Source organism: Neobacillus sp. OS1-32 (assembly GCF_030915425.1).
Taxonomy (GTDB): Bacteria; Bacillota; Bacilli; order Bacillales; family Cytobacillaceae; genus Neobacillus; species Neobacillus paridis.
In genome coordinates, this window is record NZ_CP133263.1 from 3,229,074 (window position 1) to 3,241,678 (window position 12,605).

General features: G+C 46.9%; 7 protein-coding genes, 10 tRNA genes and 3 rRNA genes. All 20 read right to left on the reverse strand.

Annotation, left to right across the window (positions count from 1 at the left end; translation table 11 throughout):
* Nucleotides 1-160: 160 nt before the first annotated feature.
* The 20 genes from RCG24_RS16095 to cysK all read right to left on the reverse strand — a co-directional run bounded on the left by RCG24_RS16095 (nt 161) and on the right by cysK (nt 12,452).
* Nucleotides 161-236 (reverse strand) — tRNA-Ala (locus tag RCG24_RS16095).
* A 12-nt stretch (nt 237-248) separates the two neighbouring features.
* Nucleotides 249-325: transfer RNA gene (locus tag RCG24_RS16100), tRNA-Pro, on the reverse strand.
* Between the two features lie 6 nt (nt 326-331).
* Nucleotides 332-408: transfer RNA gene (locus RCG24_RS16105), tRNA-Arg, on the reverse strand.
* Between the two features lie 10 nt (nt 409-418).
* Nucleotides 419-507: transfer RNA gene (locus tag RCG24_RS16110), tRNA-Leu, on the reverse strand.
* A 5-nt stretch (nt 508-512) separates the two neighbouring features.
* Nucleotides 513-587, reverse strand: a tRNA-Gly gene (locus RCG24_RS16115).
* An 8-nt stretch (nt 588-595) separates the two neighbouring features.
* Nucleotides 596-680 (reverse strand) — tRNA-Leu (locus tag RCG24_RS16120).
* 9 nt (nt 681-689) lie between these two features.
* A tRNA-Lys gene (locus RCG24_RS16125) sits at nt 690-765 on the reverse strand.
* 32 nt (nt 766-797) lie between these two features.
* A tRNA-Lys gene (locus RCG24_RS16130) sits at nt 798-873 on the reverse strand.
* 32 nt (nt 874-905) lie between these two features.
* A tRNA-Thr gene (locus tag RCG24_RS16135) sits at nt 906-978 on the reverse strand.
* Nucleotides 979-992: 14 nt separating this feature from the next.
* A tRNA-Val gene (locus RCG24_RS16140) sits at nt 993-1,068 on the reverse strand.
* Nucleotides 1,069-1,078: 10 nt separating this feature from the next.
* Nucleotides 1,079-1,195, reverse strand: a 5S ribosomal RNA gene (gene rrf / locus RCG24_RS16145).
* Nucleotides 1,196-1,287: 92 nt separating this feature from the next.
* Nucleotides 1,288-4,227: ribosomal RNA gene (locus RCG24_RS16150) — 23S ribosomal RNA — on the reverse strand.
* 483 nt (nt 4,228-4,710) lie between these two features.
* Nucleotides 4,711-6,260: ribosomal RNA gene (locus tag RCG24_RS16155) — 16S ribosomal RNA — on the reverse strand.
* Together the 16S, 23S and 5S rRNA genes with 10 tRNA genes alongside form the textbook arrangement of a ribosomal RNA operon.
* 525 nt (nt 6,261-6,785) lie before the next feature.
* Nucleotides 6,786-8,270: a lysine--tRNA ligase gene (lysS, locus tag RCG24_RS16160; protein ID WP_308077483.1), complete on the reverse strand. Its 1,485-nt coding sequence runs from the start codon at nt 8,268-8,270 to the stop codon at nt 6,786-6,788.
* Nucleotides 8,271-8,476: 206 nt separating this feature from the next.
* Nucleotides 8,477-9,475: a tRNA dihydrouridine synthase DusB gene (gene dusB / locus RCG24_RS16165; RefSeq protein ID WP_202654811.1), complete on the reverse strand. Its 999-nt coding sequence runs from the start codon at nt 9,473-9,475 to the stop codon at nt 8,477-8,479.
* A gap of 48 nt (nt 9,476-9,523) precedes the next feature.
* Complete coding sequence (locus tag RCG24_RS16170; RefSeq protein WP_202654812.1) at nt 9,524-9,730, reverse strand: helix-turn-helix domain-containing protein; 207 nt, start codon at nt 9,728-9,730, stop codon at nt 9,524-9,526.
* Complete coding sequence (gene folK, locus RCG24_RS16175) at nt 9,682-10,209, reverse strand: 2-amino-4-hydroxy-6-hydroxymethyldihydropteridine diphosphokinase (RefSeq protein ID WP_202654813.1); 528 nt, start codon at nt 10,207-10,209, stop codon at nt 9,682-9,684. Before folK ends, RCG24_RS16170 begins: the two co-directional genes overlap by 49 nt.
* Nucleotides 10,210-10,211: 2 nt before the next feature.
* Nucleotides 10,212-10,571: a dihydroneopterin aldolase gene (gene folB, locus RCG24_RS16180; RefSeq protein WP_202654814.1), complete on the reverse strand. Its 360-nt coding sequence runs from the start codon at nt 10,569-10,571 to the stop codon at nt 10,212-10,214.
* A complete protein-coding gene (gene folP / locus RCG24_RS16185) occupies nt 10,564-11,412 on the reverse strand; it encodes a dihydropteroate synthase (RefSeq protein WP_202654815.1) in 849 nt (282 codons plus the stop codon). Before folP ends, folB begins: the two co-directional genes overlap by 8 nt.
* A gap of 113 nt (nt 11,413-11,525) precedes the next feature.
* Nucleotides 11,526-12,452: a cysteine synthase A gene (cysK, locus tag RCG24_RS16190; RefSeq protein ID WP_202654816.1), complete on the reverse strand. Its 927-nt coding sequence runs from the start codon at nt 12,450-12,452 to the stop codon at nt 11,526-11,528.
* Nucleotides 12,453-12,605 lie beyond the last annotated feature (153 nt).

The window sequence follows — 12,605 nt, forward strand, 5'->3', positions numbered from 1 at the left end:
CAGTTGGAGCACTCTAGGCCATACGGTGCTGACCAGGGTGCTTTCGCTTTTCTATGTTGACGTTTTTGTTTGTTTAGTTTTCAAAGAACGATCATCGCTCAAAAGCGACTTTCTTATGTTAACAAGAATGATAGTCTTTGTCAACATATTTTTATAATTTTGGTGGAGCCTAGCGGGATCGAACCGCTGACCTCCTGCGTGCAAAGCAGGCGCTCTCCCAGCTGAGCTAAGGCCCCCAAACTAAAAAATGGTCGGGAAAACAGGATTCGAACCTGCGACCCCTTGGTCCCAAACCAAGTGCTCTACCAAGCTGAGCTATTTCCCGTTAATATGGCGCGCCCGATAGGAGTCGAACCCATAACCTTCTGATCCGTAGTCAGACGCTCTATCCAATTGAGCTACGGGCGCATTATTAACATGGTGCCGAGGACCGGAATCGAACCGGTACGGTAGTCACCTACCGCAGGATTTTAAGTCCTGTGCGTCTGCCAGTTCCGCCACCCCGGCAAATCTGGAGCGGAAGACGGGATTCGAACCCGCGACCCCCACCTTGGCAAGGTGGTGTTCTACCACTGAACTACTTCCGCATATTGAATGGTGCGGGTGAAGGGAGTCGAACCCCCACGCCTTACGGCGCCAGATCCTAAGTCTGGTGCGTCTGCCAATTCCGCCACACCCGCATTATTAAATGGTGAGCCATGAAGGACTCGAACCTTCGACCCTCTGATTAAAAGTCAGATGCTCTACCGACTGAGCTAATGGCTCATACTGTTTAACCTTTTGTCGATTGCTTTTAATGGTGGGCCATGAAGGACTCGAACCTTCGACCCTCTGATTAAGAGTCAGATGCTCTACCAACTAAGCTAATGGCCCATTATCAACAAATTGATAAAAGAGGCAAAAGGTGCCGGCCAGAGGACTTGAACCCCCAACCTACTGATTACAAGTCAGTTGCTCTACCAATTGAGCTAGGCCGGCAAAGAAATAAAATATGGTGGAGGATGACGGGATCGAACCGCCGACCCTCTGCTTGTAAGGCAGATGCTCTCCCAGCTGAGCTAATCCTCCATTACTTTATGCCCGGCAACGTCCTACTCTCACAGGGGCGCGTGCCCCAACTACCATCGGCGCTGAGAAGCTTAACTTCCGTGTTCGGTATGGGAACGGGTGTGACCTTCTCGCCATCACTGCCGGACTATTCAATTGAGGTTCATTCCCTCAAAACTAGATAATGCTGAAGAAGTCATAAGAACGAGTTTCGCTAAGCGGACGCTTCCGCTTTTCTATTTGGTTAAGTCCTCGATCGATTAGTATCAGTCAGCTCCACGTGTCACCACGCTTCCACCTCTGACCTATCAACCTGATCATTTTTCAGGGATCTTACTAGCTTAAAGCTATGGGAAATCTCATCTCGAGGGGGGCTTCATGCTTAGATGCTTTCAGCACTTATCCCGTCCGCACATAGCTACCCAGCGATGCCTTTGGCAAGACAACTGGTACACCAGCGGTGCGTCCATCCCGGTCCTCTCGTACTAAGGACAGCTCCTCTCAAATTTCCTGCGCCCACGACGGATAGGGACCGAACTGTCTCACGACGTTCTGAACCCAGCTCGCGTACCGCTTTAATGGGCGAACAGCCCAACCCTTGGGACCGACTACAGCCCCAGGATGCGATGAGCCGACATCGAGGTGCCAAACCTCCCCGTCGATGTGGACTCTTGGGGGAGATAAGCCTGTTATCCCCAGGGTAGCTTTTATCCGTTGAGCGATGGCCCTTCCATACGGAACCACCGGATCACTAAGCCCGACTTTCGTCCCTGCTCGACTTGTAGGTCTCGCAGTCAAGCTCCCTTGTGCCTTTACACTCTGCGAATGATTTCCAACCATTCTGAGGGAACCTTTGGGCGCCTCCGTTACTCTTTGGGAGGCGACCGCCCCAGTCAAACTGCCCACCTGACACTGTCTCCCACCCCGATTGAGGGGTGCGGGTTAGAATTTCAATACAGCCAGGGTAGTATCCCACCGACGCCTCCACCGAAGCTGGCGCTCCGGTTTCTCAGGCTCCTACCTATCCTGTACAAGCTGTACCAAAATTCAATATCAGGCTACAGTAAAGCTCCATGGGGTCTTTCCGTCCTGTCGCGGGTAACCTGCATCTTCACAGGTACTATAATTTCACCGAGTCTCTCGTTGAGACAGTGCCCAGATCGTTACGCCTTTCGTGCGGGTCAGAACTTACCTGACAAGGAATTTCGCTACCTTAGGACCGTTATAGTTACGGCCGCCGTTTACTGGGGCTTCGATTCAGAGCTTCGCTTTTAAGGCTAACCCCTCCTCTTAACCTTCCAGCACCGGGCAGGCGTCAGCCCCTATACTTCGCCTTGCGGCTTTGCAGAGACCTGTGTTTTTGCTAAACAGTCGCCTGGGCCTATTCACTGCGGCTTTTCAGGGCTTTGACACCCTAAAAAGCACCCCTTCTCCCGAAGTTACGGGGTCATTTTGCCGAGTTCCTTAACGAGAGTTCTCTCGCTCACCTTAGGATTCTCTCCTCGCCTACCTGTGTCGGTTTGCGGTACGGGCACCTTGAATCTCGCTAGAGGCTTTTCTTGGCAGTGTGGAATCAGGAACTTCGGTACTGTATTTCCCTCGCCGTCACAGCTCAGCCTTCACGGTGAACGGATTTTCCTATTCACCAGCCTAACTGCTTGGACGCGCATGACCAGCAGCGCGCTTACCCTATCCTCCTGCGTCCCCCCATCACTCAAACGATTCAGAGGTGGTACAGGAATATCAACCTGTTGTCCATCGCCTACGCCTTTCGGCCTCGGCTTAGGTCCCGACTAACCCTGAGCGGACGAGCCTTCCTCAGGAAACCTTAGGCATTCGGTGGATGAGATTCTCACTCATCTTTCGCTACTCATACCGGCATTCTCACTTCTAAGCGCTCCACCAGTCCTTCCGGTCCAGCTTCAACGCCCTTAGAACGCTCTCCTACCACGGACACCAACGGTGTCCATCCACAGCTTCGGTGATACGTTTAGCCCCGGTACATTTTCGGCGCAGAGTCACTCGACCAGTGAGCTATTACGCACTCTTTAAATGGTGGCTGCTTCTAAGCCAACATCCTGGTTGTCTAAGCAACTCCACATCCTTTTCCACTTAACGTATACTTTGGGACCTTAGCTGGTGGTCTGGGCTGTTTCCCTTTTGACTACGGATCTTATCACTCGCAGTCTGACTCCCACGGGTAAGTCTTTGGCATTCGGAGTTTGTCTGAATTCGGTAACCCGATGAGGGCCCCTAGTCCAAACAGTGCTCTACCTCCAAGACTCCAAGCCGTGAGGCTAGCCCTAAAGCTATTTCGGAGAGAACCAGCTATCTCCAAGTTCGATTGGAATTTCTCCGCTACCCACACCTCATCCCCGCACTTTTCAACGTGCGTGGGTTCGGGCCTCCAGTAGGTGTTACCCTACCTTCACCCTGGACATGGGTAGATCACCTGGTTTCGGGTCTACAACTACATACTCTAATCGCCCTATTCAGACTCGCTTTCGCTGCGGCTCCGTCTCTTCAACTTAACCTTGCATGCAATCGTAACTCGCCGGTTCATTCTACAAAAGGCACGCCATTACCCGTTAAAGGGCTTTGACTACTTGTAGGCACACGGTTTCAGGTTCTCTTTCACTCCCCTTCCGGGGTGCTTTTCACCTTTCCCTCACGGTACTGGTTCACTATCGGTCACTAGGGAGTATTTAGCCTTGGGAGATGGTCCTCCCAGCTTCCGACCGGATTTCACGTGTCCGGCCGTACTCAGGATCCACTCAGGAGGGAACGAAGTTTCGACTACAGGGCTTTTACCTTCTCTTGCGGACCTTTCCAGATCGCTTCGTCTACCCCGTTCCTTTGTAACTCCATGTTGAGTGTCCTACAACCCCGAAAGGCAAGCCTTTCGGTTTGGGCTGTTCCCGTTTCGCTCGCCGCTACTTAGGGAATCGCGTTTGCTTTCTCTTCCTCCGGGTACTTAGATGTTTCAGTTCCCCGGGTCTGCCTTCCTTACCCTATGAATTCAGGTAAGGATCCTGCTCCATTACGAGCAGGGGGTTCCCCCATTCGGAAATCTCCGGATCAACGCTTACTTACAGCTCCCCGAAGCATATCGGTGTTAGTCCCGTCCTTCATCGGCTCCTAGTGCCAAGGCATTCACCGTGCGCCCTTTCTAACTTAACCTCTGACAAATGATCAGCGTCGAATCTCTGCGTCAGCTTCGTTCACTCAGATCCTCACGTGCCCTTAAGCACGCTCCGGTCTTCGCTCACTCGCTTCCTTGACCTTCTCGCTGCTGATTTGTCATGACCTAAAAGGTTTAAAACCTAAAATGGCGATACTCGGTTCTTACTTGGTTACTTCTTCTATTACGATTATCTAGTTTTCAAGGAACAAGGCCACTGATTTTCATCACGAAGTGATGGATCATATAGCTTTATGAGAGATTATTCCCTCAAAACTAAACAAGGCGACTTCCACGAATCAACTTCATGAATGACCTTCTTAGTTTTGCTTCAAGCTGCCTTGCGACGAGCTGAGGAATACTTCCTCGAACTACTGCGGCGCAGGAGCAAACTTAACGAGAGGATTATTCTCTCAAAACTAAACAAACAAAATACGTACAACAAACTCTTTATTTGTTCGCAAGAACAAAATGATCCTTAGAAAGGAGGTGATCCAGCCGCACCTTCCGATACGGCTACCTTGTTACGACTTCACCCCAATCATTTGTCCCACCTTAGGCGGCTGGCTCCTTGCGGTTACCCCACCGACTTCGGGTGTTACAAACTCTCGTGGTGTGACGGGCGGTGTGTACAAGGCCCGGGAACGTATTCACCGCGGCATGCTGATCCGCGATTACTAGCGATTCCGGCTTCATGCAGGCGAGTTGCAGCCTGCAATCCGAACTGAGAATGGTTTTATGGGATTGGCTTAGCCTCGCGGCTTCGCTGCCCTTTGTACCATCCATTGTAGCACGTGTGTAGCCCAGGTCATAAGGGGCATGATGATTTGACGTCATCCCCACCTTCCTCCGGTTTGTCACCGGCAGTCACCTTAGAGTGCCCAACTGAATGCTGGCAACTAAGATCAAGGGTTGCGCTCGTTGCGGGACTTAACCCAACATCTCACGACACGAGCTGACGACAACCATGCACCACCTGTCACTCTGTCCCCCGAAGGGGAACGTCCTATCTCTAGGAGTGTCAGAGGATGTCAAGACCTGGTAAGGTTCTTCGCGTTGCTTCGAATTAAACCACATGCTCCACCGCTTGTGCGGGCCCCCGTCAATTCCTTTGAGTTTCAGCCTTGCGGCCGTACTCCCCAGGCGGAGTGCTTAATGCGTTAGCTGCAGCACTAAAGGGCGGAAACCCTCTAACACTTAGCACTCATCGTTTACGGCGTGGACTACCAGGGTATCTAATCCTGTTTGCTCCCCACGCTTTCGCGCCTCAGCGTCAGTTACAGACCAGAAAGCCGCCTTCGCCACTGGTGTTCCTCCACATCTCTACGCATTTCACCGCTACACGTGGAATTCCGCTTTCCTCTTCTGCACTCAAGTCCCCCAGTTTCCAATGACCCTCCACGGTTGAGCCGTGGGCTTTCACATCAGACTTAAAGGACCGCCTGCGCGCGCTTTACGCCCAATAATTCCGGACAACGCTTGCCACCTACGTATTACCGCGGCTGCTGGCACGTAGTTAGCCGTGGCTTTCTGATTAGGTACCGTCAAGGTACCGGCAGTTACTCCGATACTTGTTCTTCCCTAACAACAGAGCTTTACGACCCGAAGGCCTTCATCGCTCACGCGGCGTTGCTCCATCAGACTTTCGTCCATTGTGGAAGATTCCCTACTGCTGCCTCCCGTAGGAGTCTGGGCCGTGTCTCAGTCCCAGTGTGGCCGATCACCCTCTCAGGTCGGCTACGCATCGTCGCCTTGGTGAGCCGTTACCTCACCAACTAGCTAATGCGCCGCGGGCCCATCTGTAAGTGACAGCTTGCGCCGTCTTTTAGCTTATCTACATGTGTAAATAAGAGTCATCCGGTATTAGCTCCGGTTTCCCGAAGTTATCCCAGTCTTACAGGCAGGTTGCCCACGTGTTACTCACCCGTCCGCCGCTAACCTTTAGGAGCAAGCTCCTAAAGGTTCGCTCGACTTGCATGTATTAGGCACGCCGCCAGCGTTCGTCCTGAGCCAGGATCAAACTCTCCAATAAAGTTCGAGTTGATTAGCTCATAAAATTTAACGTTGGCTTCATTTCGTTAGAAATGAATGATTATTGTTGTCCAGCTACAGCGCCCTAGCACCTAGTGTCCTTCGCGCTCCGCCCTACGATAAGTCAACATCGAATGCCTTCGGCTTCTTCGTGTTTCCTTTATCTCAGTTGGAGCACTCTAGGCCATACGGTGCTGACCAGGGTGCTTTCGCTTTTCTATGTTGACGTTTTTGTTTGTTTAGTTTTCAAAGAACAAAGCTATTATGTTGAATCAGTCTCATATTATCGCTCAAAGGCGACTTTTTTATATTACCAGGTTATCAACTAAAAGTCAATAATTTTTTCTTCTTTTTTAAAGAAGATCTATTGCCTGGCAACAACAAAAATTACTATACCATCATAAATAGTTTTCTGCAATAGTTTTTTATGGTAATAGTTATAGTTATAGTTGTAGTTGTAATTTTCACTATTCTGGATAAAGATGAAAAAAGTGCCACAGGTGCGGCACTTTTTAATCCTAATATATTAACGTTGACGCATTAATGGGAATAATAATACATCACGGATCGAAGGGGAATTCGTCAATAACATAACTAAACGGTCGATTCCAATTCCTAGTCCTCCGGTTGGCGGCATCCCATACTCTAAAGCTTCAATATAGTCTTCGTCCATCATATGAGCCTCATCATTGCCTTGTTCACGTTCTTTTAACTGTGCTTCAAAACGTTCTCGCTGGTCAATTGGGTCATTAAGTTCAGTGAAGGCATTGGCATGCTCGCGTGCGACAATAAACAGCTCAAAACGATCTGTGAAGCGTGGGTCTTTTTCATTTTTCTTAGCCAAAGGTGAAACTTCTACCGGGTGACCATAAATAAACGTTGGTTGAATTAACTTCTCCTCAACCTTTTGTTCGAAGAATTCATTTACAATATGACCAAACTGCATATTATCGTTAATTTCTACTCCATGCTCTTTTGCAAGGGCACGGGCTTCTTCGACACTCATTTCTTTCCAGAAGTCAACTCCGGTATATTCCTTAATGGCATCAACCATATGCAGCCTTTTCCATTCCGGTTTAAGATTTACTTCATATTCGCCATATTGAATCGTTGTCGTTCCTAATACATCTTGCGCGACATAAGCAATTACATTTTCCGTTAGAGTCATAATATCATGGAAATCGGCATAGGCTTCGTAAAGTTCAATCATTGTAAATTCCGGATTGTGACGGGTAGATACTCCTTCGTTCCGGAAAACACGGCCAATTTCATAGACTTTTTCAAGGCCGCCGACAATCAATCGTTTTAGATGCAGCTCGATAGCGATCCGCATATATAATTGCATATCAAGAGCGTTATGGTGAGTAATAAATGGTCGTGCCGCAGCACCGCCGGCGATTGCATGCATCATCGGCGTTTCAACTTCTAAATAGCCATTATCATTTAGATAACGACGCATCGAGCGAATAATTTTACTGCGGGTAATAAAGGTTTCCTTACTCTCTTGATTCATAATCAAATCTAAATAACGCTGACGATAACGTTGTTCCACATCTTTTAGGCCGTGAAACTTATCAGGCAGCGGACGAAGTGCTTTTGATAAGAAAGTAAAGTCTAAAACCTTTATGGAGAGTTCGCCTGTTTTTGTTTTGAACACATGGCCAGCAACTCCAACAATATCTCCTAAATCTGCGGAGGTGAAAATTTTATACGACTCTTCTCCAACAGCATCTTGTCTTACATAGATTTGAATTTGGCCGGATAAATCCTGAATATGCGCAAAACCAGCCTTTCCTTTTCCGCGTTTTGTCATAATCCGACCGGCTAAACGGACAGAAATATTTTTTTCTTCAAGTTCCTCATTGGTTAAGGATTCGTAGGCATCAATAATATCCTTCGCAAGATGTGTCCGCTCAAAGCGTTTTCCAAACGGATCAATCCCATTTGCCCGCATTTCAGCCATTTTTTCACGTCTGACAATGAGTTGATCATTCAATTCTTCGTGACTCACAATTATCCACTCCATTACTATCATAATTATGTAAAACGCTAGTAACAACACGTACTATCATTTTTATACATACTTCTAATATATTACACAAATTTTGCTTTTTAGACATCCCAAAGACCCTTTAAAAAAAACTGCCAGTGACAAAACTGGCAGTTTCCTATAGGAACAAAGCTATTATAGAAAAAGAGTCTGTCAATGTCAACTTATCAGACAATTGCCTGATTCTCTTCCCTGGCCTCTGCTTCCAGTATTAACTCGTTTAATAACGAACTTAATTGATCTCTTGTATGGCATTCATTAATCGCATTGCGAACCTTCGCATTGCCGCGGATTCCTTTTAAATACCAGGCGGCGTGTTTGCGCATCTCCCGAACGGCAATATCCTCGTTTTTCAAAGCGATTAAGCGATCCAGATGCAAGAGGCAAACATCGATTTTCTCACGGACAGATGGCTCACCACTCAGTTTTCCTGTTTCCAAGTACTGTACCGTACGGTAAATCATCCATGGATTTCCAAGAGCGGCTCGGCCGATCATGACACCATCAGCACCAGTTTCATCAAGCATCCTTTTGGCATCCTGCGGGGTTTTCACATCTCCATTGCCAATTACCGGGATGTTAACGGCTTGTTTTACTTCGCGAATAATATCCCAATTCGCCTTGCCTTCATACATTTGTACCCGTGTTCTGCCATGAATCGCAACCGCTTGTCCACCTGCCCGTTCAACAGCCTGCGCGTTTTGAACCGCATAAACATGCTCCTCATCCCAGCCCATCCGCATTTTAACCGTTACAGGCTTTTCTACAGCATCAACAACCGCAGCTACCATTTCATAGATTTTGTTTGGGTCTAAAAGCCATTTGGCCCCGGCATCACATTTTGTGATCTTCGGGACAGGACAGCCCATGTTAATGTCGATAATGTCGGCGTTTGTATTCTGGTCAACAAATTTAGCCGCTTCAACCAGGGTTTCTTTTTCGCCGCCAAAAATCTGCAGGCTTAACGGCTTTTCCCGCTCATCAATATATAGCATATTCATGGTTTTTTCATTTTTAAACACAATCCCTTTGTCACTCACCATTTCGGCACAAACGAGGCCTGCGCCAAACTCTTTAACGGTTAAACGGAATGCAGAGTTACAGACCCCAGCCATTGGTGCGAGGACAACAGGGTTGTTCATTTCAATCTTACCTATTTTTAGCACATCACCAGCTCCTTAATCTTCCTTGTCACCCAGGCACCTATAGCTTTGCTATTCTTTCGGTGCCAAATCCTCGATCGATATTTTTAAACTATGTGCAATCCTTACTAGCAGCTCCTCGGTGGGCAGACGATTTCCTCGTTCAATTTCACCTAAGATGGATACTGAGACCCCCAGTTCCTTCGAAAAGCCCTCCTGAGTATATCCCTTTAGCTTCCGATATGCCCGAATCCGTCTTCCCCATTTTTCCGCTTCCATAATCGGACTCCTTCTCTATCGGGTAATTCATCCAACAGTATTGAAATAGGCTGTTCCATACCAACCATCTTATATTCCGGCTTCATTTCCAAAAGCGGCACTAATACAAATGCCCGTTCCTTCATCCTGGGATGGGGAACAATTAGTTTCACATGATTAATATTTTCTTGATTAAATGCCAGAATGTCAAGGTCAATTGTCCGTGGTCCCCACCTTATTTCCCTCTTTCTTCCAAGTTCTAATTCAATCGTTAAACATCGGTCTAATAATTCCAGCGCATCTAAATCTGTCTCTATCTCGATCACCATGTTTAAAAATGGATCCTGGTTCTCATATCCGACAGGGTCTGTCTCGTAAATGGAGGAGTAATTTACCAACTCGATATCCGGGGAGCTTGTCAATTTTTTGATTGCCGTAAGCAACTGTTCAAGACGATTACCAACATTAGAACCGAGAGCAATAATGGATACGTTTTTCATGCCTATCTACCCCTTGTAATTTCCACAGCAACAGAATCATAATGACCAGGTATCGGCGGATCAGGTTTCGTCACCTTCACCGTTACCTCTTGAACAAGCGTAAATTGATTTAACACTCCAGCAGCAATTTTTTCCGCTACAGATTCAACTAATTTATAAGGTTTTCCTTCAACAATTTCTTTACACAATTGATATAACTCCCCGTAATGAACCGAGTGTTCCAATTTATCCGTTTCACCTGCCTGCTTCAGATCGAGAAATACGATTAAATCAACGGAAAAGCGCTGTCCAAGTACTTTTTCCTCAGGAAAAACCCCATGGTAACCGTAAAACTCCATTCCGTTCACATAAATTTTATCCAAAGTTTTCACCCTTCCCCATCATCGCATCCATCATTTTTGCCATTCGGCTCATTTCCTTCACATCGTGGACCCGAATCATTTGGCAACCTTTTTGGATTCCATAGCAAATGGTTGCCCCGGTTCCTTCCATTCTTTCATTAACGGGAAGATCCAACGCCTCACCAATCATTCTTTTTCGTGAAGTAGCCAATAATACAGGGTATCCGAGCATGACCAGCTTATCTAAATTCTGCATCATCAAAATGTTTTCGTGATAATCTTTAGCAAAGCCTATTCCCGGGTCAAGAATAATTTTTTCATCCTTCACACCGGCTTTCTTGGCAATCGTAATGCTCTCAAATATATCGTTAATGACGTCCCGGACAAAATTCTGATAATTTCGCTCACGACGATTATGCATCAAGATAATCGGTACATCATATTTTGCCGCAACAGCTGCCATTTGCTCGTCCGCCTTGGCTCCCCAAACATCATTGATCATATGGGCGCCTGCTTCTATGGCTTGCTTGGCTACCGCCGCTTTATAAGTATCAATCGACAGAGGAACATCCACATGCTTGGCTACCGCTTCAATCACCGGAATGACCCGTTTTAACTCCTCTTCTGCTGAGACAGCGGCAAATCCCGGACGTGTTGATTCTCCGCCAATATCAATAATATCCGCCCCATTTGCGACCATTTCCTTTGCATGTTCTACCGCTAGTTCTACCTCATTAAATTTACCGCCATCCGAAAAGGAATCAGGTGTTACGTTCAAAATCCCCATGACATAAGTCTTTTTTGAAAAATCTAACGTATATGAGCCACAATAAATGACTTCCTCTGCTTCCTTCAATTTCATAATTCATCCCCCTGTTGTTAAAACTTTTCACTGTTTTTATCATACATGAAATTCATATGAGAATCATTTTTTCATAAAAAAAAGGCCGGTAGCCACCGACCCTTTATTATTTCCTATTCTGCATCATACTGATACAACGCTGTACTTAAATAACGTTCGCCATTATCTGGAATAATGGCCAGTACCTTTTTGCCTTTGCCAAGTTCCTTTGCCACTTTTAATGCAGCATGCACAGCGGCACCGGAAGAAATACCGCCTAAAATTCCTTCTTCTCTGGCTGCGCGGCGGGATGCAGCGAATGCTTCATCAGTACTTACTTGAATGATTTCATCATAAATTTGCGTATTTAAGGTGTCAGGCACAAATCCGGCTCCGAGCCCTTGAAGCTTGTGAGGACCTGGTTTTCCGCCCGATAGAACAGGTGAATCCTGTGGTTCAACCGCAACTATTTTGATATTTGGAAACTTTTCACGGAGGACGCTTCCTGCACCAGAGATGGTTCCGCCTGTACCGATTCCGGCAACAAAGGCATCAAGCTGGTCCATTTGTTCAGCAATCTCTTTTCCTGTTGTTCTTTTGTGAACCTCTGGATTTGCTTCGTTCTTAAACTGTTGCGGCATAAAATAGCCATTCTCGGCGGCCAATGCTTCTGCTTTGGCAATTGCCCCTTTCATTCCTTCTGGTCCAGGTGTTAACACAAGCTCGGCACCGTAAGCGCGAAGCAGATTCCGCCTTTCCAAACTCATCGTCTCCGGCATCACAAACACGGCTTTGTAGCCTTTTGCTGCAGCAACCATGGCCAAACCGATTCCCGTATTACCACTAGTTGGTTCAATAATGGTATCTCCCGGTTTAATCTGTCCCTTTTCCTCGGCTGCTTCAATCATCGCTAACCCGATCCGGTCCTTCACACTGCTTCCTGGGTTAAAATATTCCAGCTTTAAGTAAACCTCAGCGCTGTTTTCATCTGTTATTCTGTTTAGCTTTACAATTGGTGTTTGGCCAATTAAATCAGTCACCGAATTGGCAATACGTCCCATAATAAAGGCACCTCTATTCCGAGTATTTTTATTGGTTTTATATACTTATAATTTAGCAATTTTACCTTGTCTTGTCAATTATTTTTAACGGAAATTTCAGATATAAAAGAAGCACAGAAGTACATTCTCCTATGCTAAGATGTTTTGATCTAT

Bases quoted from the DNA above. Each gene is read 5' to 3' on its own strand.
- RCG24_RS16170 (WP_202654812.1), bottom strand. From the start codon at position 9,730: ATGGAAGCGGAAAAATGGGGAAGACGGATTCGGGCATATCGGAAGCTA.
- folK (WP_202654813.1), bottom strand. From the start codon at position 10,209: ATGAAAAACGTATCCATTATTGCTCTCGGTTCTAATGTTGGTAATCGT.
- folP (WP_202654815.1), bottom strand. From the start codon at position 11,412: ATGAAATTGAAGGAAGCAGAGGAAGTCATTTATTGTGGCTCATATACG.
- cysK (WP_202654816.1), bottom strand. From the start codon at position 12,452: ATGGGACGTATTGCCAATTCGGTGACTGATTTAATTGGCCAAACACCA.